Here is a 24,632-nt window from a genome sequence, read left to right as displayed (position 1 = left end):
CTCCTTAAAGGCTGTTGATCAGCGTGGTGAAAATTTCCTGCGCGATCTTGATGATCTGCGAGGAGGCCGTGTAGTACTGCTGGAACTTGATCAGGTTGCCGGTTTCTTCGTCCAGGTCGACGCCGGACACCGAAGCGCTGGCGGCTACCGCAGACTTCTGCAGGGCTCCGGTGGCCTCGGTATCGAGCTTGGCCTGGGCCGCCTTGCCGCCGACGTTCTCCACCAGCTTGCCGTAGGCATCGGTCAGGCTGATGCCCTTGCCGTTGGGACCGACGTCGACGGTGGCCTTGGTCTGCAGATCGATCACCGCCTGGCCGTTGCGGTTGTCGGCCGAGCCGGCACCGGTCATGCCCACCGTGTAGTTGTCGCCCTGCTTGGGCGAACCGGCCACGGTCATTTCAAAGGTGATGTTCTTTTGTGGCGTACCCACCGGGTTGCCGCTGGCATCGACCATCGGCACGTTGATCTGCAGCTTGTTTTCCTGGCCCGGAATGATAGTACCGCTGCCGATTTCATCGCCCTGGGCGTTGTGGATCTTGTAGGTCTGCGGGTTGGTGCTTTCATCACCGAACACCAGCTTGACCGGCGTCGAGTACTTCAGGCCGTTCTGCAGCTCGATGCGCTGGGCCGAGTCGTAGATGTCGATCATCGAAGTCAGGTTGGGCTGACCGATGATGCCGGTACCCTGGTTGCCTGCACCGCTGGTGCCGGTCAGCGGCGCCGCCAGCGCGATGCGCTTGGGGTCGGTGAGCACGGTGTCGAGGCTGCCCGCGGCGCCGCGGGTCGGGGTGATCTTGAACGAGTCGCCCTTGCTGGGCAGGCCGCCGTTCATTTCCAGGGTGAAGCCGTCGATCACCGGCGGTGGGGTTTCGTCCAGCTTGTAGGGGCCCATCGCAGTACCACCCGGGAGCCGGGTGACGGTGTAGTTGTTGTCGTCGGTAAAGGTCACCTGGTAGTCGCTGGTGGTCAGCTTGCCGGTGTCCTTGATGTTGACGTTAAGGCTGCCGGTGGCGGCGTTGTTGCCCGCCTTGGCGATGCTGCGCTGAGCCATCATGGTGGCGTTGTTGATATCGTTGAACAGGGTCGCGCCGAAGTCACCGTTCTTGTCGATACCTTGCGCCAGCTGGCTGTTGATCCGGTCGGCCACCACCAGGGCCACACGGCCGAGTTCGTTGAGCGCCGGTTCCAGCACGTCATTGCGGTAGGTGATCAGGCCGCCGATCTCGCCACCGCTGACGCTGTTGGTGATATCGATCTTGGTGGTGCCGCGGTTGAGCACCAGGTTGGAACGGGTCGGGTCGGTCGGGCTGTTCACCGTCTCGAGGGTGTTGGTGGTCTTGCCGAGCACCAGCGACTGGCCGTTCTTGAGGTACACGTCGAGGTTGCCCTCGCGCTCGACCACATCCACGCCCACCAGGTTGCTGAGCTGGCGCACCGCTTCGTTGCGCTTGTCGAGCAGGTCGTTGGGGCTGCCCTGCAATGACGACACGCGGGAGATCTGGTCGTTGTAGTTGGCAATGGTGGCCGTCAGGTTGTTGACCTGGGTGGCCATCGACGACAGGTTGCCGTTGATGTTGGTGTTCTGCTGGTTGAGCTGCGCGGCGATGGTGTTGAAGCGCTTGCTCAGTGCCTGGGCGCTGGTCAGCAGCAACTGGCGCGAGGCGTCTTCGGTCGGCTTGGCGCCAGCGCTCTGCAGGGCGGTGAAAAAGCTCTGCAGGGCGCCGGTGATACCGGTGTCCTTGTCCGACAGCAGCTTGTCGGTGGGGCTGACCTGGTCGAGAAAGGCGTTGGCCTCGCTGCTCAGCGAGTTGGTGGTACGCAGCTGGTTTTCCAGGAAGTTGTTGTACACGCGGCGCACATCGGCCAGCGTGGTGCCGGTGCCGATGAACACCTGGCCTTCGCGGATCGAACTCTTGGAGTTTTGAATGTTCTGCTGGCGCGAGTAACCAGCGGTATCGACGTTAGCGATGTTGTTACCCGTGGTGTGCATGCCCGATTGGGCAGCGCTGGCACCGGATAAGCCGATATTGATCAAACTCGCCATAATTCAAACCTTATAGTTTCGTTGTAGTAGCGACAGCTGCGTAGCTCTCGTACGACTTCATCTGTTTTGCGATCTGCGAGATCTTGCTGGCGTAGTCCGGATCGGTTGCATACCCGGCCTTCTGCAGCTCTCGCACAAACTGTTCAGGCTTATCGGCCGCATTTACCGCATCTTTATAGCGAGCATTGTTTTGCAACAGGCTCACCAGGTCGTGGAAGCTGTCCTGGTAGGAGTCATAGGAACGGAACGCAGCGGTTTCCTTGACGAACTGCCCGTCACGGAACTCGCTGGTGATCGCACGTGCCTGATCGCCTTTCCAGTTGCCGGTGGCCTTGATGCCGAACAGGTTGTGGCTGCTGCTGCCATCGGCCTGGCGCATCACCGATTTGCCCCAGCCGGTTTCCAGGGCGGCCTGTGCCACCAGGTACCGCGGGTCGATGCCGATACGCTTGGCGGCCTGCTCGGCCATCGGCAGCATGGTGGTGACGAACTCGTCGCTGGAATCGAACGCGCGCTTGGCCGGGGCCAGTGGCGGCTGCGCGACGGCACGTCCGTAGATACGCATCGAGCCCGGCGCGGCAAAAGTCTGGGCCGGGGCCCAGTCGCCCTTGACCAGCGCATCGGTCATGGCCGTGGTGCGCTGCGGCAACGCGGCGGTATTGGTGGTGGCTGGCGTTCCATCTGCCGACGGCACGATACCGGCCAGCAGGCGATCGGTGAGCTTGCCGGGCAATGCCAGACGCCGCGAATTGAGCGCCGCCATGTCGTTGCGGTGGCTGGTGCTGGCGGCATCACGCAGTGGCTCGGCCACCTTGGTCGCCCACAGGCTGCGCTGCTGCAGATCGACCCGCGGGAACGGGCTGCTGGCCGCCGCTGCAGCGTTGGTGGCCTTCTGCTTGGACAGCTGGCGCATCAGCACATCCTGCAGGCCGATGCCGCCGCCCTCGCGGGACATGCTCACCGCCAACTGCTGGTCGTACATCTGCTGGTACTGCTTGGTGGTTTCGGTATTGAGCGGGTTGTCCTTGGCCAGCACATCGCTGGCCGAGCGCATCGACTTGAGCATCTCGTTGAGGAACAGCGACTCGAATTCCTGGGCGACCTTGCGCAGGTTGGCGTCGCTGTCGCGATCACCCACCTTGAGCGAGTTGAGGCGGTTGAGGTCGGTGTAGGCACCACTGTCGGCGGCACTGACGCCGCTTTTAGGCATATCCATGAGCAGCCCCTCAGATCACGATCAGGTCGGCTTGCAGCGCGCCGGCCTGTTTGAGGGCTTCGAGAATCGCCATCAGGTCACCGGGGGCCGCGCCCACCTGGTTGACCGCACGCACGATCTCGTCGAGCGTGGTGCCCGGCCCGAACTTGAACATCGGCTTGGCTTCCTGCTCGGCGTTGACCCGCGAGCGCGGCACCACTGCCGTCTCACCATTGGAGAACGGGCCGGGCTGGCTGACGATCGGGTCTTCGGTGATGGTCACGGTCAGGCTGCCGTGGGTGACCGCCGCTGGCGATACCTTGACGTTCTGGCCGATCACGATGGTACCGGTACGCGAGTTGATGATGACCTTGGCCACTGCCTGGCCGGGGTCGATCTCGAGATTCTCCAGGATCGACAGGTAGTCGACGCGCTGGCTCGGGTCCAGGGGCGCGGTGACGCGCACCGAGCCACCATCCAGCGCCTGGGCCACACCCGGGCCGAGCAGTTCGTTGACCTTGTCGACGATACGCTTGGCGGTGGTGAAGTCGGGGCGATTGAGGTTCAGGGTCAGGCTGTTGCCCTGGTTGAAGCCGCTCGGCACCGAGCGCTCTACCGATGCACCGCCCGGAATACGCCCGGCCGATGGCACGTTGACGGTGATCTTGGAACCATCACGGCCCTCGGCATCGAAGCCGCCCACCACCAGGTTGCCCTGGGCAATGGCGTAGACGTTGCCGTCGATACCCTTGAGCGGGGTCATCAGCAGGCTGCCGCCGCGCAGGCTCTTGGAGTTGCCGATGGACGACACCGTGATGTCCACCACCTGGCCCGGCTTGGCGAACGCCGGCAGGTCGGCGTGCACCGACACTGCCGCGACGTTTTTCAGTTGCACGTTGCCCGAGCCCGGCGGCACCTTGATACCGAACTGCGAGAGCATGTTGTTGAAGGTCTGCAGGGTGAACGGGGTCTGGGTAGTCTGGTCACCCGTGCCGTTGAGCCCCACCACCAGGCCGTAGCCGATCAACTGGTTGGTACGCACGCCGGAAATGCTGGCGATGTCCTTGAGGCGCTCGGCATGTACGCCGAACGCGGTGGACAACAGGACAGTCGCGGCAATCAGCTGCTTGATGTTGAACATGATCATCCGAACCTAGAAAGGCCAAAGCGGGCTGATGAAGAAGCGGTCCAGCCAACCGGGCTGGCTGGCATCGGCAAACGAGCCGGTGCCCGAATAGGTGATGCGCGCATCGGCGACCCGGGTCGACGGCACGGTGTTGTCGGTGGCGATGTCGTCGGCGCGTACCATGCCGGCAATACGCACCAGCTCGTCGCCGGTGTTGAGGGTCATCCACTTCTCGCCGCGTACCGCGATGATGCCGTTGGGCAGCACGTCGGCCACGGTGACGGTGATCGAACCGGTCAGGGTATTGCCCTGGGCCGCCTTGCTGTCGCCCTTGGTGGCGCGGTCGCCGCTGTAGCCGGCGCTGAGGCTCAGGTCACCGTCGCCAAACGGATTGTTGGTGTTGACCCCGGCACCGAACAGCGAGGTCAGGCCAAGCTCGGCCTTGCTGTTCTTGGCGATCTGCGAGTTGGCGTTCTTGCTCGCCTGGGTACGCTCGTTGAGCGTGATGGTGATGATGTCGCCCACCCGGAACGCCTTGCGGTCGCTGTACAGGTTCTGCTCGAAACCGGCCTGGTAGATGGAGCCGTTGTTGGCCGCTGCAGGCAGGGGTGTACGCGGCAACACAGGCGCGTAGTACGGGTCGTTGGGCTTTGGCGTCGGCGCGACGCAACCGGCCAGCAACACCACCCCACCCAGGGCGAATACGGACAACAAACGGCTCATGACTCTGACCTCACGGTGTAACAGGCGCCGCATCAGCGCCCCTGGGGCTTCACTTACAGGTTCTGGGTAACGAACGAGAGCATCTGGTCGGCGGTGGAAATCACCTTGGAGTTCATCTCGTAGGCACGTTGGGTGGTGATCATGTTGACCAGCTCTTCCACGGTGCTGACGTTGGAGTTTTCCAGGGTCTGCTGCAGGGTGGTACCGAAGCCGTTCAGGCCCGGCGTGCCGATCTGCGGCGCACCGCTGGCGGCGGTTTCCAGGAACAGGTTGTTGCCCATCGCCTGCAGGCCGGCCGGGTTGATGAAGTCGGCGGTCTGGATGTTGCCGATGATCTGCGCGGCCGGGTTGCCGGCGGTGGTGATCGATACGGTGCCGTCCTGGCCCACGGTGAAGGTCTGCGCGTCTGGCGGCACGACCACGGCAGGCTCGAGGGCGAAACCGTTGGCGGTGACCACCTGGCCATCGGAGTTCAGGTGGAAGGTACCGTCACGGCTGTACGAAACGGTGCCGTCTGGCTGCAGTACCTGGAAGAAGCCGCGACCGTTGATGGCCATGTCCAGCGGGTTCTCGGTGGTTTGCAGGCTGCCGGTGCTGAAGTTTTTCTGGGTGCCGACGATGCGCACACCAGTACCCACCTGCAGACCCGATGGCAGCTCGCTGTCCTGGGTCGACTGTGCACCTGGCTGGCGCTTGATCTGGTAGAGCAGGTCCTGGAACTCGGCACGATCACGCTTGAAGCCGGTGGTCGAGACGTTGGCCAGGTTGTTGGAAATGGTGGTCAGGTTGGTGTCCTGGGCGGACAAACCGGTTTTACTGACCCAAAGAGCCGGAAGCATGCTGTTCTCCTCGTGCGCCTGTTTTACGGCGCTACGTCTGTGTAATTAGCCGATTTGCAAAACCCGAGCCATGGCTTCGTCGCCTTCCTTGGCCGTGGTCATCATCTTGACGTGCAGTTCGAATTGGCGGGACAGCGCCAGCACCGAGGTCATTTCCTCGACGGCGTTGACGTTGCTGGCTTCCAGAAAACCGGACACCACCTGCACGTTGGCATCGGCATCGGCAGGCTGGCCGCTCTTGGTGTGGATCATGCCGTCCAGGCCCTTGTTGAGGGTCTTGACGTCGGGGTTGACCAGCTTGATGCGATCGACCTCGGCCATCACCCGCGGGCCTTCACCCATGGCGCGAATGCTGATGGTGCCGTCCTGGCCGATCTCGACCTTCTGCTCGGGCGGCACGGCAATCGGGCCACCATTGCCCATCACCGGCATGCCGTTGCCCGCGCGCAGCACGCCCAGGGCATCGATGTTGAGGCTGGCGGTACGCACGTAGGCTTCGCTGCCATCCGGGGCCTGCACGGCGATGAAGCCGTCGCCACCAATGGCGATGTCCAGGTCGCGGCCGGTCTCCTGCATGGCACCGGGGCTGAAATCGGTGGCAGGACGTTCGGTCATGGCATAGGCACGCGCCGGAAAGCTGTCACCAAACACCGGCATCGAGCGCGCCTGCTCCAGGTCGCGCTGAAAGCCGCTGGTGGAAATGTTCGCCAGGTTGTTGGCATGCGCCCGTTGCGCCAGTGCGTTCTGGCTGGCACCGGTCATGGCCACGTAAAGCATCTTGTCCACAGATCATCCTCCGCTGCGCTGGCGAACACTTGCCGTTCACCGCTGCTTTGCCGGTCACTCAAGCAAGTTTCAAACCAACTCTGCAAAACAGGGGTAAAGCCCCGTCAATGCGGGGGCTGGAGCACAGGCCAGCGCCTGCGCGTGCGATGCACCGTCGAAAATACGGCGCCAGCTTGCCGCTAGCGGCAAACCTCAGTTGTCACGGCAAGCGCCATTGTTGAAAGGCCCGGCAAACCGACGCCAACCCTCGCCCGGCGAAACCTGCGAACAGACGAGCCGGCCATCGGCCTGGCTTTCCCAGCGATACCAGGCGGCCATGTCGGCGCCGACCTGCACAGCCACCACCAGCAAGGTGAAGCCCACGATTGCGAGTGCGCACTTCATTTCTACTGCCTCCGAAACAACGAACCCCTTCCGAGAAAGGGGTTCGTCCATGCTCATTTCATCAGGCGATCATCAGGTCATCTGGATGATGGTCTGCATGATGGTGCTTTCGGTAGAGATGGTCTTGGAGTTCGCCTGGAAGTTGCTCTGCGCCTTGATCAGCTCGACCAGCTCCATGGTCAGGTTGACGTTGGACGCTTCCAGTGCGTTGGACTCGATCGAACCCAGGGTACCGGTCTTCGGCGTGTCGATGCCCGGGATGCCCGAGGCGTAGGTCTCTTTCCAGCGGGTACCACCCAGCTGCTCCAGGCCCTGCTCGTTGGCGAAGCTGGCAATCGCGACCTGGCCGATGGCGCGGGACTGCTGGTTGCTGAAGCTGGCGAACATCACACCGGTGGAGTCGATGCTCAGGCTGGACAGGATGCCGGTGGCATAGCCGTCCTGCGCCTGGGACATGCGGGCAGTGTCGGTGTTGTACGACGTGGTGCTGGTCATGTTCATACGGATGCCGTCGGCATTGCCGGCCGAACCGTTGGACGCCCACTTGTCGGTGGCCTTGTCGTAGGACGCCGGCACCCAGCCTTTCATGGTGAAGTTGTTGTTGACCACGGTGAATTCGGAGCCCGCCGGGTGACCGGTATTGTCGGCAGTCATGGCCTTGACACTGCCATCAGGATTGAAGCTGATGGTGCCGGACAGTGGCTTGGTGCTGGTAGGGTCGAACGGGTTGCGACCATCGACCAGCGTGTAGGTGGTCCACTGGTTGTCACCGGTCTTGCGATAGAACTGCTCCATCGTGTGCTCGTTGCCCTGACTGTCGTAGATCTTGGTCGGGAACGATTTGGTGTAGGTGCTCTCGTCCGAAGGGTCGAACGTCTTGTTATCCACCAGCACCGGCGGCGTGCTGTCATCCAGTACCTGCAGCGGGATCGACGGCGCCGAGGAGTTCAGGTTGATACCCTGATCGATCAGCGTGGTGGTCTTTGGCGCCAGCGCGGAGGTGTCGATCTTCAGGTCGGTCAGCACGCCCTTGATGATCTTGCCGTTGACGTCGGCCGCGTAACCTTGCAGACGGATACCGTCCGAGGTCACCACGTAGTTGTCCTTGTTGGTCTGGAACGCACCGGAACGGGTGTAGCTCAGCGAGCCGTTGTCGCTCAGGACGAAGTAGCCCTGGCCCTGGATGCCCATGTCCAGTACGTTGCCGGTGTTGTTGATGTCACCCTGACCGAACTGCTGGGAGACTGCAGCCAGACGCACGCCGTTGCCGACGGTCTTGCTGCCCACGCCCAGTTTGCTGGCCGAGTACACATCGGCGAACTCGGCGCGCGAGGCCTTGAAGCCGGTGGTCGAAACGTTGGCGATGTTGTTGCCGGTGACAGCCAGTTGCTTGTTGGCTGCATAGAGACCGCTAAGGCCGATATTGAAAGACATCTTTCCACTCCTTGTGCCGCGTTAGCCGGCTCTATATACCGATAGTTTGGACTTTGGACAGCGCAACGCTGCCCAGGCCAGCGAGGTTGAGCATCAGCTCGCCGCCGGTCTGACTGATGGTGACGCTGCTGACGGTGGCCGGCAGCAGGGTGTACATCTCGGCCGACTTGCCATCGACGGTGGTCTTGGCCGTGAAGGTGTAGGTACCCGGGTCGACCTTTTCGCCCTTCTCGTTGGTACCGTCCCAGATGAAGTCGGCATTGCCGGCCTTCTGCTCGCCCAGGTCGATGGTCTTGATGGTCTTGCCATCCTTGTCGGTGACAGTGACCGTGCCCGAAGTGATCGACTGCGGGACCACCACCTGGCCAGTGAAGCTCTTGGTGGTGTCGACCACGGCCTTGTCGGCCTGGGTGATCACCGAGCGACCGACCAGCCCGGAGGCCTGCAGCGCCTGCGAGGAACCCATGGCCCCCGTGATGGCGTTGACCGAATCGTTCAGCGAGGTGATGCCTTCGAGGCTGGAGAACTGCGCCAGCTGGGCCACGAACTCGCTGTTGTCCTGCGGGTCGAGCGGGTTCTGGTGCTGCATCTGGGTAACCAGCAGCTGAAGGAACGCGTCCTTGCCCAGGGTCTGGCCGTTGGCGGTCTTGCCGCCCAGGCCGCTTGCCGCGTTCGTATTGCTGGAGTTCTTGACGCCGGAATTGGAAATGACGTCGTTCAGGTTTACATCAGCCATAAAAAACGCCCCTTATCACTGACCCAGGGTCAGGACCTTCTGCATCATGGTTTTGGCCGTGTTCATCAGTTCGGCGTTGGTCTGGAACGAGCGGCTGGCGGAGATCATGTCAGCCATTTCCTCGACCACGTTGACGTTCGGGTAGTAGACGTAGCCGTCCTTGTTCGCCGCCGGATGGTTGGGCTGATAGCGCACCTCGAGGTTGCTCTGGTCTTCGACCACACCCAGTACCTGAACGCCCTGCCCGGCTTCGCCCTGGTCCTGGAACAGCGACTGGCTGACGCCATTCTGGGCCTGCTGGAACGTGGTGGCGAACACCGGGTGGCGGGCACGGTAGGTCTGGTCGATGCTCGAGGAAACGGTCTCGGCGTTGGCGATGTTGGAGGCAACGGTGTTCAGGCGCGTGGTCTGCGCGCTCATGCCGCTACCGGCAATGTTGAAAACGCTGGCAAGGGACATGACTTACTCTCCGCGCAGGGCTGACACCAGCCCTTTGAATTTACTGTTGAGCAGCGTGAAGCTGGCCTGGAAACCCACGGCGTTCTCGGCATAGCTGGATTGCTCGAGCTGCGCGTCAACGGTGTTCTGGTCGATCGAGGGCTGCATGGGCGTGCGGTACTGCAGGGTTTCGTCACCCATCGCCAGGCCTTGGGCCTCGATGTGCCGGGTGTTGGTGCGCTCGAGGGAGAAATGGCCGCTCTTGACCTTGTCGGTCTCGGCCGCCAGCACGGACGAGAAGTCCATGTCGCGCGCCTTGTAGTTGGGCGTGTCGGCGTTGGCGATGTTGTTGGCCAGCACTTCGGCACGCTGGGCGCGAAAGCCCAGTGCCTTTTCGTGAATGCCAAGCGCTTTGTCGAAACTGATGCTCATGTCGGGGAAACCTTTGAAGGTTGACCGTAGGGTTCGTTGCCGGTGATAGAGCAAGTCCCGTGCCAAAACACAAAACCCAGCAAAGCCGGGGCTTTTCCGCGCTTGCCAGCCATGGCAATGCCAGAAAAGCGGCAACGGATTTCCGCCAGACACCGGCAAAGCGGCAATTGCCTGGCAGCGGCAACCCCACCCTGCGCCCTTTTGGCGTCAAATTTTAATGTCAATTCGCTATCTCTCATCTAAGATCCGTCCCGCTCCGCTACGTGGCATCTGGCTATCACCGCACAGCCGTCACGCCACGCAGGCAAGCGCCGAATTCAATACGCTGTGTTTAAGGAATAAACCGTGACTCCTGTGATGTTTCGCAAGACCCTGCTCGCCCTGGCAATCACTGCCACCGCCCTGCCTGTCGGCGCCCAGACCATCAAGTTGACCGATGCCGGCTTCATCAGCGAGCACAAGACCTACGAAGGCAACCTCGAATTCACTGGCGCCTACACCGGCAGTGCCGCCGAGGACGCGATCGAATTCAACGGCAACCACGTCAAGGGCGACCTGATTCTCAACACCACGATCAACAGCAGCGGCAACTTTGCCGGCGGCATCGACCTGGACGCATGGGAAGACGGCAGCAGCTGGGCCAGCAACCAGATCGACGGCAACCTGATCAACAAGGGCAGCATCAGCGCCGTGGGCGGCGGCTCCAATGCCCTGATGATCGACCCGGCCACCATCAATGGCAGCGTCATCAACCAGGGCCTGCTCAGCGCCACCGGCGAACCGCTGCTCGACGGCAGCGAAATGGACGTGGCCCGTGCACTGGACTTCACCGGCACGATCAAGGGCGACCTGCTCAATGACACCACTGGCCGCATCATCGCCAAGGGCACCAGCGCCAAGGGCATCAACCTGGAAGGCGGCCGTATCGACGGCAAGCTGATCAACAACGGCCTGATCCAGGTTACCGGCAACGGCGCTACCGCCATCGACGTCACTACCAGCTTCAACGGGCAGAATGTGGACATGGTCGACCTGGCCGGCATCGTCAACAACGGCACCATCATCGCCACCGGCGATGACGCCGAAGGCATCCGTGTGGACGGCGCCAGCTTCACCACCGCCGAGCGCCAGATCGTCAACACCGGCACCATCAAGGCGACCGATGCGGCCATCGTGATCGGCAACTTCGACATCGACGTGGCCAACCGTGACGCTTTGTGGGTCGTCAACAGCGGCACGCTGATCTCCGAAGATGAAGCGGTCGATGCATCCGAAACCAACAAGACCGTCTACCTGAGCCTGCAAAACGGCAGCAAGGTGACGGGCAACCTGATCGATCTGACGTCCATCGACGTCTATGGCAACGTCGACTTCAGCGGCACCCAGGGCAACGACGGCGCCAACATCCGCCTGCGTCAGGGTGGCTGGATGAGCGTGGGCGGAGAAACCGGAAGCGCTCACCTGAACCTGGTAAAACCCCATACCGTGCTGGACGGCAGCATGACCGTAGCAGGCAACTCCTCGCTGGGGCTGAACCTGAGCACGGCCACCAACCCGAATGCAGCGGTACTGAAGGTAACTGGCACTGCCGAATTCGAGAAAGGCTCGCAAGTCAAGCTGGCCGCCAAGGGCAGTGACTTCAACGCCAAGGGCAATACCTATCGCCTGATCGAAGCCGGCAAGATCGACGGCAACATCAACCTGGTCAGCAGCTCGGCCCTGCTCAAGGTCGACAGCTACAAAGTCCAGGGCAACAAACTGGTCGCGACCGTCACCGGCAAGGGTGCTGACGAAGTCAACCAGATCCTGGTCGGCCAAGGTGCCTCGGCCAACAGCCAGCTGGCCCTGGGCAGCCTGAACCGCGACAGCATCCTGAGCAAACTGAGCGCCAACGACCCGCTGCTGCAAGCCTTCGCCAATGCCGACGAGGCCCAGCTGGCCAAGCTGGCCGAGCAACTGACACCTGAAGTCAACGGCGGCGCCACCCAGGCAGCCACCACCAGCCAGAACCTGGTGAGCAATGTCACCGGCAGCCGTACCAGCAGCCTGCGTGGCGCCTCCTCGGGCGAAGCGTTCAAGGACACCGGCGTGTGGGTGCAGACCCTCTACAGCGATGCCAGCCAGGACCTGCGCGACGGCGTGGCCGGCTACAACGCCTACAGCCGCGGCATCGCGGTGGGTGCCGACGGCAAGCTCAACGACAATCTGACCCTGGGCCTGGCGTACAGCTTCATCAACACCGACGTCAACGGCAAAAGCGGCAACCAGACCAAGGTGGACAGCCACGCCTTCACGCTGTACGGCGGCTTCGAGCAGGGCAACTACTTCGTCGATGCCAGCCTGAGCTATGGCTTGAACGACAACGACAGCAAACGCAAGATTGCCGGCACCTCGGCCAAGGCCGATTACGACAGCGACCTGCTGGGCCTGAACGTGGTGGGTGGCTACACCTATCACATCAACCCGCAGATGCTGGTCGAGCCGCGCATTGCCGCACGCTACAGCCTGGTGAACATCGACGGTTACCGCGAGAAGGGTTCGTCGGCTGCACTGAAGGTCGAAGACCAGCGCTACGAGGCCATCGAGCTGGGCGCAGGCCTGCGCGTTGCCGGCGAGTATCCGCTGGGCGCCGGCACCCTGCAGCCACAGGCTCGCCTGATGGCATACCATGACTTCGCGGCGGACGAAGCCAAGAGCACCTCGACCTTCCTGCTGGGTAGCACCCCGTTCGTCACCAGCGGCGCCAAGGCCGTGCGCAACAGCTACGAAGCCGGCGTAGGCGCCGACTACAAGCTGGGCGCGGTGACCCTGGGCGTGAACTACGACTACATAGGCAAATCGGGCTTTGACGCCGATGTGTTCTCGGCCAAGGTGCGTTACGACTTCTGATCGATGACAGCAGCTTGTCTAGTCCTGAAATAGGTTTACACCTGTTCAGGTAGGCCGATAGGCCTCAAAACGCCCGATGCACCGCATCGGGCGTTTTGTTTTTCAGGGCCATATGGGGCCGTTCTGTGTTGTAGATCTGCACTGCCTCATCAACCATCTGCCTCGCTTGCTCCAGATCTTCAGGTCTGCTTAACAGCAGCTCCATCTTGAGGATTCCGTTGATTCGCTCAGCCAGCGCGTTCTGGTAGCAGTCATACCCATCAGTCATGGAGCACTGAACGCCGTGCCGTTGGTGCAGTGACTGGTATAGCGCCGAGCAATATTGGATGCCTCGATCCGAATGGTGGACTAATGGCTGGCGACGACGTCGCTTTCGTAAGGCCTGCTTGAAGGCTTGCGCTACTGACTCGGCATGCAGGCTTTCATGGACGTGGTGACCAACAATTTTCCTGGAGTACGCGTCCGTTACCAGGCTCAGGTACAGCGGGCCGTTACGTGCGGGCAGATAAGTAATGTCGGCAACCCAGACGTGCTCCGGCCTTGTCGGAACGACTTGGCTTGGACCGGGCTTGATTAAGTTGGGATGGCGGTAGAAGCGATGAAAGCTCTGTGTTGTCTTGTGGTATGCCCGCTTGGGCAGTACCAGCAAACGGCGCTCTCCCAAGACCTGAAACAGCCTATCTCGGCCGACCTGGAATCGTTTGTCAGGTTGGCAATGCAGCAAATAGTGCAGCTTACGGGTACCCAGACGGGGCTGGCGCAGCCGGACTTGCTGAACAAACTGAACCACCCGATCTGCCTGGCGCTCTTTGCCATCAGCAGCTCGGTTGCGCTTGTAGTAAGCCTGTCGACTGATGCCTAGAAACTGACAAGCCCTGGCAATGCTCAGTCCTGCGACTTGACCTTGCGAGAGGACTTGCCGGATCGCTTTTTTACGACCGAGACACCATAGTCATTTTTCAGAACATCAACGACCGTTTCAAAGAACTGGGCCTTCTGGCTCATCAGCTCAAGCTGCTGCTCAAGCTCTTTGATTCGCTGCTCTGGAGTGAGCATTTTGGGGTCAGACATCGCGCAGCTCCTCTCGTCGCGGATCGAGGCCCCCTGGCTCCAATCCTGCCGACCGTGCTTACGCAACCATACCAGAACCGTCGACCGTCCCTGGATGCCATACCGCACCTGGGCCTGCTTGTAGGTCAGTTCGCCTTTTTCAATCTGATCAACCACCGCCAATTTAAAAGACAGTGAGTAATCACGCTGTGTGCGCTTTACACCTTGCTCCATCTGACTCTCCGGAAATTCGGGATGGGAGGTGTAAACCTTATTCAGGACGGGACATCGGAGCCTGCCCGTACACCCACCACCGCACCGCCCTGGGCTGCGCCGTCTGCACCCAGGATGTCGTTGAGCAGCACGTTGCCGGTGACCGTACCGCCTTCCATCACCGTGGCGCTGTCCGATTCGGCGATGGGCATGTCGTCGACGATATGGATCACGATGGTGCTGGTAACGCTGTTGCCCAGCGCATCGGTGGCTTTGTAGGTGAAGGTCTCGGTGCTCACGACGTTGGCGCCGTCGTTGCCGTTGCCGATGTGCGGCGCCGAGGTCAGGGTGTACTTGTAGCTGCCGTCGGCGTTGATCTGAATCTGCCCGTAGTTACCGATGGCGCTGCCTTCCAGGCTGTAGGTCAGGGCACCGGAGCCCCCGCCCACCCGGCCTTGAAGGTTGCCGACCGAGGTTTCCGTGGCCCTGGTCGGCGCGCTGCCTTCTACCGTGCCAGGCGCCAGGTCCCAGGCGTCCTGCACCAGGTCCAGCCCGCGCTCGTACACCTTGATGTCATCGTCCGGGCANCCGTCCGCGTCGCGGATGGTGTAGGTGAACACGTCCTTGGCGCCGGTTGGCGCTACCGAGTTGGGGTCGGCCTTGTAGATCGCCTCGCCATTGGCATTCAGGATCAGCGTGCCGTAGGTACCGGCAATGCTCACGCCCAGCGAGCCAATGGCCGAGGTCGAGGTGTCGGAGCCTGCCCGTACACCCACCACCGCACCGCCCTGGGCTGCGCCGTCTGCACCCAGCGTGTCGTTGTCCAATACGTTGCCGGTGACCGTACCGCCCTCCACCACCGTGGTGCTGTCCGACTCTGCCCGTGGCACATCGTCCACGATCTTGATCACGATGGTGCTGGTGACGCTGTTGCCCAGCGCGTCGGTAGCCTTGTAGGTGAAGGTTTCGGAGGTGACCACATTGGCCCCGTCGTTGCCGCCGCCCACCTGCGGCGCGGACGTCAGGGTGTACTTGTAACTGCCGTCGGCGTTGATCTGGATCTGCCCGTAGGCGCCGGTGCTGCTGCCCACCAGCGTGAAGGTCAGCGCGCCGGAGCCACCACCGACCGAGCCGGCCAGCGTTCCGGTCGCGGTCTCGCCCGCCGAGCCCGGGTTGCTGCCCACCACTGTGCCCGGCGCAAGGTCTTGCGGGTCCTGGACCAGGTCCAGGGCCTTTTCATACACCGTGACGCTGTCCGGGCAGGCGACGAGCTTGCTGTCGGTGACGTTGATGGTGATGGTCGTGGTGCTTTCGTCACCGTCCGCATCGCGGATGGTGTAGGTGAACACATCGGTCGCGCCCGCTGGCGGCACGGCGTTGGGGTCGGCCTTGTACACCGCCTCGCCGTTGGCGTTGAGCACCAGCGTGCCGTAGGTACCCGCAATGTTCACGCCCAGCGAGCCGATGGCCGATGTCGAGGTATCGGAGCCGGCCCGCACACCGACCACCGTGTGCTCGACCGGCGGTCGATCGGCGCCCAGGCTGTCATTGTGCAGCACGTTGCCGGTGACGGTACCGCCTTCGACTACCGAGGCGCTGTCGGGCCTGGCCTGCGGCACGTCATCGACAATGTTCACGTCCAGGCTGCCGGTGGCCTTGCTGCCATCGCTGTCGATGGCCACCACGCTGAAGCTCTCACCGATGTTGTTGATGCCCTGGCCAGCGGGATGAGCTTCGTTGTCGAGCAAGGTGTAGCTGTAGCTCACCACGCCTGTGGCGGGGTTGTAGCCGGTGATGGTGAGGGTATTGCCCAGCCCTGTGGTGATCGATTGCGGAAAACCACTGACCACCCCGCCGATCACCACGTTGATGCCCCCGACGGTAAGCGTGTGCAGGCCATCGGGGGCATGCACGGTAAAGCTGCCGCTCTGGGTCAGCGCGCCATTATCGGGGCTTGAGCCATCGGCCAGGTTCTTCTCGTACACGGTCAGTTCACCGCCATTCACCTCCAGCCCGTCCAGTGTCACCGGGTGGTCGATGGGCGGCTCAACCGGCGGGATCACCGGCGGCACGAAACCGCCAGGGCCCTGGTCACCACCCCGCGCGCCAATCCAGGGTTCGGGAATCTCGGGGATGCTGTTGAAACCCGCCGTCGGAAAGCCGATCACCGGGTCCAGGTGCCCTCCCACCTCGGTGAGCTGCACGAACGAATGGCCGCCGCCCAATGCGCTTGGCGAACCGCCGTTGCCGGGGCCCGCCGCCGGAGCTTCGCCCTCCTGGCTGGGGTCGGCACCCGCCGCAATGGCCTGCTGCAGTTTCTCCACATCGGTCAGTTGTGCCTGGCTGGGCGTCACCGTCTCGGGCGCGTTCACGTGCGAGGCATGGTTGGCCAGCAGGTCGGGAGACAGCTGCAGGCTGCTGTCACGGCCCAGGGTCAGCTCGGCACCGTTTTCCAGGTGCACCGCCACTGCCCCGGCCGCGCCGGTTTCCAGTTGTTCCCCGGCATAAAGGCGGTCGCCTTCCACCAGGGCACGTCGACCGCCATCGGCCGCTACCGCGAATACCTGGCCGACAACCTTGCTGACCACACCGATTAAATTAGCCATGAGCATGCCTCCATTGCCGAAGGTTTTCGCAAACACGTGCCGGGGTATCGCGAAACCTGGCGCGGGCAATGCCCGGCCGACTCGGAGAACAACCTTGCGACCGCACGCACCGATCTCAACGAAATCAATGCATTCGGCCTGCCCATGCTCCGGTTAAGCCACGCTGCGATCTGGCAATCGGCCATGAGCCAAAATTTTGTCGCCATATTTCGCCGCGTTGACCTCCCCTCCGCTCACTCCATACCCAATGCTGCAAAAAACGAGGAACTTTATCGGACGCCCTGACAGGCCAACATCTGCGCCTGTTTTCGAGCTATCTGAAGAGAACAATGTCTTGCTTTGAGCACAGCGCATAAGTTTTTTTTCGCATATCTGTTATGAGAAATACTTCTTAGGTTGGCCGTTAAATGTTCTTAGCTCTGTTGTTACAAGCCTGAAACGGTTTGACCTCCATTTTTCGTCATTTTTTTGGCGAATGTGAGACCACAAGAAATCAGGGAGATGTCATCCATGCGCGTTTTGACCCCCATCAGCAGCGCGATTCTGTTCGCCATGATCTGTGCCAACGCGCAGGCCATGTCCTTGTCACAAGCCGTGCAGAGCGCCGTGGACTACCACCCGGAGAACAAGGCCGGGATCAACAGCCGGCTGTCCGCCGACGAGGATGTGAAGGTGGCCAGAGGGGGCTACTTTCCCACCGTCGACCTGGTGGCCGGCTACGGACGCGAACGTTCAGACAACACCAACACCCGCGGCTTCAACGCCGACGGCAGCCGCAATCACAACAAGGAAACCCTGAACTACACCCAGTCCGAACTGCGCCTGCGCCAGATGCTGTTCGACGGCTTCAACACCGCCAATGAAGTGGGCCGCACCGAGGCCGTGGTCAATTCACGCGCCTACTACGTGCAGGCCACCTCCGAGACCATCGCCCTGCGCGCCATCGAGGTGTACCTGGAAGTGCTCAAGCGCCGCGAGCTGGTGACCCTGGCCAAGAACAACCTGCAGGCACACCTGCGCGTCAATGACCAGATCGGCCTGCGCAGCGAGCGCGGCGTGGGCAGCAATGCCGACCTCGACCAGTCCACCGCACGCCGGGCGCTGGCCGACAACAATCTGTACACCGCCCAGGTCGACCTGGCCGATGCCGAAGCCAACTTCATCAGCGTGGTCGGGCGTGCCCCCGACGAGCTGGAAACCCCGGTGTCGATCAAGGGCGAGATGCCCGGCGACCTGACCCAGGCGCGCCAGGCCATGCTGCAGAACAACCCTTACCTCAAGTCGGCCCAGGCCGACATCCAGGCCGCCGAGCAACAGTACGAAGTGGCCAAGTCGCCGTTCTACCCGCGCCTGGATGCAGAGCTCGCCACCGGCGCCAACAACAACATCGCCGGTGAACCCGGGCATGCCAACAGCGATTGGCGAGCCGGCGTGGTGATGAGCTACAACCTGTTCAAGGGCGGCAGCGACAAGGCCCGCCTGCAGTCGGATGCGCACAAGATCAACCAGGCCATGGACATCCGCAACAACGCCTTGCGCACCCTCAACGAAAACCTCGCGCTGTCGTGGAACGCCATGACCAACGCGCGCCTGCAAACCCCGACCGCACGCGAATACGCCGACACCACCACCCGTGTGCGCGCCGCCTACCAGGATCAGTTCGGCCTGGGCCAACGCACCCTGCTCGACCTGCTCGACAGCGAGAACGAGCTGTACAACGCCAACCGTCGCTACACCGAAGTGCGCTACACCGAGGAGTTCTCGATGTACCGGGTGCTGGCCAACATGGGCGAGTTGCTGAGCAAACAGAAGATCTCGCTGCCACCGGAGGCCATTGCACGCAGCGAAGTCAGAAGCGACGCCACCCTGCCGGACCTGCGTTGAACACGTTCGACCGCCCGAGGAGCCGCCCATGACCAGCATGCAGCCGGCCGGCACCGCCGACCCGCGCCAGAGCTTCGATGACCCGTTGCTCGACGGGCTGCTGATACTGTGCAAGCTGCACGGCGCTGCGGTCAGTCGCAGCAGCCTGTGTGCCGGCCTGCCGCTGGCCGAACAACGCATGAGCCTCGACCTGCTGCCGCGCGCAGCGGCCCGGGCCGGCCTGCAGGCACGGGTACTGCGCCGCGAGCTGGGCGCGATCTCGGCGCTCAACCTGCCGGTGCTGCTGTTGCTTGCCGATGGCCGCAGCGCCGTGCTGCGGCGCTGGGGCGAGAACGACCAGGCCCTGATACTGCCCAGTGAAGCCGAAGGCGGCGAGCAGTGGGTCAGCCGCCAGGAGCTGGCCGACGTCTACAGCGGCCAGGCCCTGTTCGCACGCCCGCGCCACGAGGTCGAAGACCTGCGCACACCGCTGCTGCCCAGGGTCAACGCCTGGTTCCGTGACACCCTCAAGCAGTCGCGCTGGCTCTACAGCGACGCCTTGCTGGCCAGCCTGCTGATCAACCTGCTGGGCCTGATGGTGCCGCTGTTCGTGATGCAGACCTACGACCGGGTGGTGCCCAACCAGGCCACCTCCACCCTGTGGGTGCTGGTCATCGGCCTGATGCTCGGCACCCTGTTCGAGCTGGTGCTGCGCGTGGTGCGTGCGCACCTGCTGGACCAGGCCGGCAAGAAGACCGACCTGATCCTGTCGGCCACCCTGTTCGAGCGCATCACCGGCATGTCGATGAAGGCCCGCCCGGCCACCATCGGCGGCTTCGCCCAGAGCATCCACGACTTCCAGGGCCTGCGCGAATTCCTCACGGCGGTGACCCTGACCAGCGTCATCGACCTGCCCTTCGTGGTGCTGATGCTGCTGGTGATCGGCCTGCTGGGCGGCTGGCTGGTGGTGATTCCGCTGGTGGCCTTTCCGATCACCATCGCCTTTGCGCTGTTCATCCAGGCACGCCTGCGCGATACCGTGGAAAAAAGCCTGAGCCTGGGCGCGCTGCGCCAGGCGCTGCTGATCGAGACCCTGGGCGGCCTGGAAACCCTCAAGGCCTGCGGGGCCGAAAGCGAGCGCCAGCACCAGTGGGAAAGCACCCACGGCGCCCTCACCCGCCTCGACGTACAGGCGCGCAACCTTTCGGCACTGGCCACCAACGGCACCCTGTTCATCCAGCAGCTGTGCGGCATGGCCACCATCGTCGCCGGGGTGTACAGCATCATTGCCGGCAACCTCAGCGTGGGTGCCCTGGTGGCCAGCTACATGCTCGGCAGCCGCGTGCTCGCACCATTGGGCCAGATCGCCGGGCTGATCACCCGCTACCAGCAGGCCCAGCTGACCATGCACAGCACCGACGCGCTGATGGCCCTGCCCCAGGAACGCCCTGCCGGCCAGCAGACCCTGGAGCGCACCCAGTTGCACGGCGCGCTGCAGGTCAGCCAGGTGACCTTCCGCTACAACGGGCAGAACGCCGCAGCGCTGGACAACGTGAGCTTCACGGTCAAGCCGGGCGAGCGCATCGGCATCATCGGTCGCAGCGGCTCGGGCAAGAGCACCCTGGCACGCCTGCTGATGGGCTTCTACGAACCCGAAGAGGGGCAGATCCTGCTCGACAACCTCGACCTGCGCCAGCTCGACATCGCCGACCTGCGCCAGCAGCTCGGCTACGTGGCCCATGACCTGCCGCTGCTGGCCGGCAGCCTGCGCGACAACCTGACCCTGGGCGCACGCTACGTCAGCGATGCGCGCATGCTCGAAGTGGCCGAGATGACCGGCGTGAGCGAACTGGCCCGCCAGCACCCGCAAGGCTTCGAACGGCCGGTGGGCGAGCGCGGCATGCTGCTCTCCGGCGGCCAGCGCCAGACCGTGCTGCTGGCCCGCGCGATGCTGCTGGAACCGCCGATCCTGATCCTCGACGAACCCACCAGCCATATGGACAACAGCAGCGAAGACCAGCTGCGCCAGCGCCTGCACGGCTGGGTGCAGGGCAAGACCCTGCTGCTGGTCACCCACCGCACCTCGATGCTCAGCCTGGTCGACCGCCTGGTGGTGCTGGACAACGGCAAGGTGGTGGCCGACGGGCCCAAGGACGCGGTCATCGACGCACTGCGCAAGGGCCGTGTCGGCTCTGCACTCTGAGGGGTATCAGCATGTCTGCATTGTCCGGCCTGGGCGATTACATCCGCAGCTTCGGCAAGACTGCCGAACGCGAGTACATGCCAGACCTGGCCGGCGCGACGCTGCAGGACTCGCCCCGCCTGTCGCGCATCACCGTGTGGCTGGCGGCAGGCTTGCTGCTGGTGGCACTGGTGTGGGCCAAATTCGCGGTGCTCGATGAAGTCACCATGGGCGAAGGCAAGGCCATCCCGTCGAGCAAGGTGCAGGTGATCCAGAACCTGGAGGGCGGCATCGTCACCGAGATCTTCGTGCGCGAGGGGCAGATGGTGAACAAGGGCGACACCCTGCTGCGCCTGGACGACACGCGCTTTCTGTCGAACAAGGGCGAAAGCGAAGCCGACCGCTATGCCCTGACCGCGCAGGTCGAGCGCCTGTCCGCCGAGGCCGAGGGTCGCCCCTTCCAGCTTTCGGAGGTGGTACGCAGCAAGGCCCCGCAGGTGGCCGAGGACGAACTGTCGCTGTACCAGTCGCGCCAGCGCCGCCTCACCAGCGAGAAACAGACGCTCAACGAGCAACTGCGGCAGAAAACCCAGGAGCTGGCCGAGTTTCGCTCCAAACTGGAGCAGTACCGCTCGGGCCTGGCATTGCTGCAGCAAGAGCTGAACATGTCCACGCCGCTGGTGGGCACCGGCGCGATTTCGCCGGTGGAGATCCTGCGCCTCAAGCGCAGCGCGGTGGAGGCTCGCGGCTCGCTGAACGCCACCAGCCTGGCGATTCCGCGGGCCGAAGCGGCGGCGGCGGAGATCCGCAGCAAGATCGAGGAATCCGAGGCAGGCTTTCGCTCGGAGGCGGCCAAGGAACTCAACGACAAGCGCACCGAGCTTTCGAAGATCACCGCCACCAGCATCGCCATCGATGACCGCGTCACCCGCACCACCGTGGTGTCGCCGGTGCACGGCATCATCAAGCTGCTCAAGGTCAACACCATTGGCGGTGTGGTGCAGCCGGGCAGCGACCTGCTGGAGATCGTGCCGCTGGAAGACAACCTGCTGATCGAGGCCAAGGTGCGCCCACAGGACGTGGCCTTTCTGCACCCCGGGCAGACCGCGATGGTCAAGTTCAGTGCGTACGACTACACGATCTATGGTGGCCTGAAGGCCAAGCTGGAGCTGATCGGCGCCGACACGGTGACGGACGACAAGGGCAACGCGTTCTACCTGATCCAGGTGCGCACCGACAAGAACCACCTGGGGGGGGACAACAAACCGTTGCTGATCATCCCGGGCATGACCGCCACGGTGGACATCATCACCGGCCACAAGAGCGTGCTAGATTACCTGCTCAAGCCGGTGCTCAAGGCACGCACCGAGGCGTTGCGCGAGCGCTAGCGCCCATCAACGCAGGTGGTTGCGCTCGTAGGTCTGTTGCCCCATCGCCGCAATCTGCCCCTCGATCAGGGCATCGAACGGCCGCAGCAGCGCATCGAACAGCGCCGGCGCCTCCAGCACGTTCAACGCCTGCGTCACTGCCTCGATGGTCGACAAGGCGCCCTCCCCGGGTGCCTTGCGCAACCGGTAGCGCGACGGCTGCAACGCCCCCAGCGTGACCCGTGGCAACGTTGCCAGCAAAGGGTTCACATGCAGCAACTTGCGCGCCTTGCGCCAGGTGCCGTCGGGCACCACCAGCAACCACGGTCGCTCATCGCCAGCATAAGCCTGCAGCGCCTGCGCGCCCTCACCCGGGAACAACAGGCCGGTGCGATACCCCGGCTGCGTCAGCCACTGCTCGAGATCCTCGAACACCTCGCCCACCCGCAACTCGGCATTGCGCAGGCCAAGCGCCGCCAGCCTGGCGGTGTTCAAGGCATGGTTCACTTCGCTGGGATGCTGCAGCAGCAGTACACGGGTGCGGCTGTCCAGGCGGGGGATCAACGCGCAAAGGCAATGGGTTTGTGGGCGCAGGCAGCGCTCGCAGTGAATTCTGGACATCGGGTTCTCCTGGGGCGCGAAGTGTGCCACAGCAGGCCCGCGAAATACCTCACCGCCCTGGGTCAAACGCGCGGATTCAGCGATTGAAGCGTTCGGCCAGGCTGTACAGGTAGTCGGCCATGCGCTGCAGGTCCTGGCTGATCTCGGCGCCCTGCTTGGCCTGCCCGGCGCTGTGGTCGCACAGCTGGGCGATGCGCGTGATCTGCTGGTTGATGTCTTCGGCCACATGACTCTGCTGTTCCGACGCCGTGGCCATCTGCTGGCTCATGCCGGTGATGCGGCTGACCGCCTGGCTGATGCCCACCAGCGCGGTCTGCACGGCCTCGACACTGTGCACGCTGTCACGCGAGATCTGCTCGCCGCGGCTGGCACTGCTCACCGCCCGCTCGGCCCCGGCACGCAGGCTGGCGATGATCTGGTGGATTTCCTCGGTCGAGACCCGCGTGCGCTGCGCCAGCGACCGCACCTCGTCGGCCACTACGGCAAAACCGCGGCCCTGCTCGCCGGCCCGCGCCGCCTCGATGGCGGCATTGAGCGCCAGCAGGTTGGTCTGCTCGGCGATCGAGGTGATCACATCCACCACGCTGCCGATGGACTGGGTTTGCCCGGCCAGTTCGTTCACCGCCTGGCCGATCTCGGTCACCGCATCGGCCATGCTGCCCATTGCCTGCAGGCTTCGTTGTGCCAGGTCGCTGCCCTGGCGGGCCAACTGGTCGGCATCGGACGCCGCCGTGGCGGTGTCCTGCACGTTGTGGGTGACCTGCTGGATGGTTGCCGCCATCTGCGCAATGGCGGCCGCCGACTGGTCGGTCTCGCAGCGCTGGCGGTCGAGCATCTGCGCCTGGGCCCCGGACAGGTCGCTCGATTGCGTGGCCCGTGCCTTGACCCCGACGCCGGCGTCCACCAGCCGCGTGAGCGCGGTCTGCAGGCGCGCTTCCTCGCTGATGATCGCCAGGTCCAACTGCCCCTGCAGGCCCCGGTTGTCACTGTAGGTCAGCGCTACCAGCGGGCTGGTGAAGGCCCTGGGGTGCTCGGCCAGGGTACGCCGGATCATCCGGTCGTGATGGGCCTCGATCAGGTACCAGGCACTGAGCAGGCTGGCCATCAACACGCCCAGCGCCGCGTACTGGGGCAGCCACAGGTAGCCGGCGGCCGACAGCAGCGCCGCCCCTACCAGCGGCCAGCCCAGCTCCAGTTGCACCGCTGCACGCGCGGCCCAGGACATGGCGCCCCGGCCCTGGCGCAAGCGTGCATACAACGCCGTGGCTCGACGGATCTGGTCCGGGGTGGGCACCGAGCGCACCGACTCGTAGCCACTGATACGGCCATCCTCGTAGATGGCCGTCACGTAGGCACTGACCCAGTAGAAATCGCCGTTCTTCGCGCGGTTCTTGACCACCCCCATCCAGGGCTTGCCTTGCTTGAGGGTGTCCCACATGTGCCCGAACACCGCGGGCGGCATGTCCGGGTGGCGTACAAGGTTATGGGGCTGGCCCACCAGTTCGTCGTAGGTAAAACCGCTGATGCTGACGAAGGCGTCGTTGCAGTAGGTGATGCGGCTGTTGAGGTCGGTGGTGGATATCAGGCGCTGATCGCTCGGGAAAGTTCTTTCATGCTCAGTGACGGGCAGATTCGTACGCATCTCGGCGATCCCTGCTTGGAAGATGTTGGGAATTTTCAACAAGCAAGAACAGGTTTAGCAGA

18 protein-coding genes and 4 pseudogenes are annotated in these 24,632 nt (G+C 63.3%); 5 read left to right on the top strand and 17 right to left on the bottom strand.

Going from position 1 to position 24,632, the window contains the following annotated elements; all coding sequences use genetic code 11:
* Positions 1-4: 4 nt before the first annotated feature.
* The 11 genes from flgK to flgB all read right to left on the bottom strand — a co-directional run bounded on the left by flgK (position 5) and on the right by flgB (position 10,137).
* Positions 5-2,044 carry a flagellar hook-associated protein FlgK gene (gene flgK / locus CR917_RS09400; protein WP_104572206.1) on the bottom strand — a complete coding sequence of 680 codons (2,040 nt, stop codon included), beginning with the start codon at positions 2,042-2,044 and terminating at the stop codon, positions 5-7.
* 10 nt (positions 2,045-2,054) lie between these two features.
* Complete coding sequence (gene flgJ, locus CR917_RS09395; RefSeq protein ID WP_104572205.1) at positions 2,055-3,260, bottom strand: flagellar assembly peptidoglycan hydrolase FlgJ; 1,206 nt, start codon at positions 3,258-3,260, stop codon at positions 2,055-2,057.
* Positions 3,261-3,270: 10 nt separating this feature from the next.
* On the bottom strand, positions 3,271-4,380 hold the full coding sequence (locus CR917_RS09390; RefSeq protein WP_054915656.1) for a flagellar basal body P-ring protein FlgI: 1,110 nt from the start codon (positions 4,378-4,380) through the stop codon (positions 3,271-3,273).
* 12 nt (positions 4,381-4,392) lie between these two features.
* Complete coding sequence (gene flgH / locus CR917_RS09385; protein ID WP_043861788.1) at positions 4,393-5,088, bottom strand: flagellar basal body L-ring protein FlgH; 696 nt, start codon at positions 5,086-5,088, stop codon at positions 4,393-4,395.
* Positions 5,089-5,141: 53 nt separating this feature from the next.
* Positions 5,142-5,927 (bottom strand): flagellar basal-body rod protein FlgG, encoded by a 786-nt coding sequence (gene flgG / locus CR917_RS09380; protein ID WP_043861787.1) that lies wholly within the window; start codon positions 5,925-5,927, stop codon positions 5,142-5,144.
* A 45-nt stretch (positions 5,928-5,972) separates the two neighbouring features.
* Positions 5,973-6,713 (bottom strand): flagellar basal body rod protein FlgF, encoded by a 741-nt coding sequence (locus CR917_RS09375; RefSeq protein WP_043861786.1) that lies wholly within the window; start codon positions 6,711-6,713, stop codon positions 5,973-5,975.
* 192 nt (positions 6,714-6,905) lie between these two features.
* Complete coding sequence (locus CR917_RS09370; RefSeq protein ID WP_104572204.1) at positions 6,906-7,097, bottom strand: hypothetical protein; 192 nt, start codon at positions 7,095-7,097, stop codon at positions 6,906-6,908.
* Between the two features lie 72 nt (positions 7,098-7,169).
* On the bottom strand, positions 7,170-8,531 hold the full coding sequence (flgE, locus tag CR917_RS09365) for a flagellar hook protein FlgE (RefSeq protein ID WP_088515594.1): 1,362 nt from the start codon (positions 8,529-8,531) through the stop codon (positions 7,170-7,172).
* A 31-nt stretch (positions 8,532-8,562) separates the two neighbouring features.
* On the bottom strand, positions 8,563-9,267 hold the full coding sequence (flgD, locus tag CR917_RS09360; RefSeq protein WP_104572203.1) for a flagellar hook assembly protein FlgD: 705 nt from the start codon (positions 9,265-9,267) through the stop codon (positions 8,563-8,565).
* Between the two features lie 15 nt (positions 9,268-9,282).
* Positions 9,283-9,726, bottom strand: coding sequence for a flagellar basal body rod protein FlgC (flgC, locus tag CR917_RS09355; protein ID WP_104572202.1), 444 nt, complete (start codon positions 9,724-9,726; stop codon positions 9,283-9,285).
* 3 nt (positions 9,727-9,729) lie between these two features.
* Positions 9,730-10,137 carry a flagellar basal body rod protein FlgB gene (gene flgB / locus CR917_RS09350; protein WP_104572201.1) on the bottom strand — a complete coding sequence of 136 codons (408 nt, stop codon included), beginning with the start codon at positions 10,135-10,137 and terminating at the stop codon, positions 9,730-9,732.
* 59 nt (positions 10,138-10,196) lie between these two features.
* Here flgB and CR917_RS27270 point away from each other — a divergent pair, with 59 nt between their 5' ends.
* Entirely contained in the window at positions 10,197-10,355 is a 159-nt protein-coding gene (locus CR917_RS27270; RefSeq protein WP_158255584.1) for a hypothetical protein, read from the top strand.
* Positions 10,356-10,494: 139 nt separating this feature from the next.
* Entirely contained in the window at positions 10,495-13,026 is a 2,532-nt protein-coding gene (locus tag CR917_RS09345) for an autotransporter outer membrane beta-barrel domain-containing protein (protein WP_104572200.1), read from the top strand.
* 64 nt (positions 13,027-13,090) lie between these two features.
* Here the strand turns inward: CR917_RS09345 and CR917_RS09340 are convergent.
* The 3 genes and pseudogenes from CR917_RS09340 to CR917_RS28025 form a co-directional block, all read right to left on the bottom strand.
* Positions 13,091-14,310, bottom strand: a protein-coding gene (locus tag CR917_RS09340; protein WP_104571780.1) for an IS3 family transposase whose coding sequence is annotated in 2 segments (ribosomal slippage) — positions 13,091-13,962 and positions 13,962-14,310 — 1,221 coding nt in all. Because the reading frame shifts where the segments join, the coding sequence is not laid out codon by codon here.
* Positions 14,311-14,363: 53 nt separating this feature from the next.
* A pseudogene (locus CR917_RS09335) lies at positions 14,364-16,325 on the bottom strand (Ig-like domain-containing protein); the annotation flags it as partial.
* 117 nt (positions 16,326-16,442) lie between these two features.
* Positions 16,443-16,895: pseudogene (locus tag CR917_RS28025) on the bottom strand (retention module-containing protein); the annotation flags it as partial.
* 510 nt (positions 16,896-17,405) lie between these two features.
* Between CR917_RS28025 and CR917_RS09330 the strand changes: the two are divergent.
* Genes CR917_RS09330 through CR917_RS09320 form a run of 3 tightly spaced genes read left to right on the top strand, consistent with a single transcriptional unit; the run spans position 17,406 to position 22,328 of the window.
* Entirely contained in the window at positions 17,406-18,779 is a 1,374-nt protein-coding gene (locus CR917_RS09330; RefSeq protein ID WP_043864130.1) for a TolC family outer membrane protein, read from the top strand.
* Between the two features lie 28 nt (positions 18,780-18,807).
* Positions 18,808-20,961: a type I secretion system permease/ATPase gene (locus tag CR917_RS09325; protein WP_043864131.1), complete on the top strand. Its 2,154-nt coding sequence runs from the start codon at positions 18,808-18,810 to the stop codon at positions 20,959-20,961.
* A gap of 11 nt (positions 20,962-20,972) precedes the next feature.
* A complete protein-coding gene (locus CR917_RS09320) occupies positions 20,973-22,328 on the top strand; it encodes an HlyD family type I secretion periplasmic adaptor subunit (RefSeq protein WP_043864132.1) in 1,356 nt (451 codons plus the stop codon).
* A gap of 6 nt (positions 22,329-22,334) precedes the next feature.
* Here the strand turns inward: CR917_RS09320 and CR917_RS09315 are convergent, their stop codons facing one another.
* From CR917_RS09315 to CR917_RS28015, 3 genes and pseudogenes are all read right to left on the bottom strand, one after another.
* A complete protein-coding gene (locus CR917_RS09315; protein WP_058541545.1) occupies positions 22,335-22,928 on the bottom strand; it encodes a tRNA-uridine aminocarboxypropyltransferase in 594 nt (197 codons plus the stop codon).
* Positions 22,929-23,004: 76 nt separating this feature from the next.
* Positions 23,005-23,502: pseudogene (locus CR917_RS28020) on the bottom strand (methyl-accepting chemotaxis protein); the annotation flags it as partial.
* A 786-nt stretch (positions 23,503-24,288) separates the two neighbouring features.
* Positions 24,289-24,570 (bottom strand): annotated as a pseudogene (locus tag CR917_RS28015) (PAS domain-containing protein); the annotation flags it as partial.
* Positions 24,571-24,632 lie beyond the last annotated feature (62 nt).

It is taken from the genome of Pseudomonas sp. BRM28, assembly GCF_002939405.1.
Taxonomy (GTDB): domain Bacteria; phylum Pseudomonadota; class Gammaproteobacteria; order Pseudomonadales; family Pseudomonadaceae; genus Aquipseudomonas; species Aquipseudomonas palmensis.
This window is presented reverse-complemented; position numbering and strand designations above follow the sequence as displayed.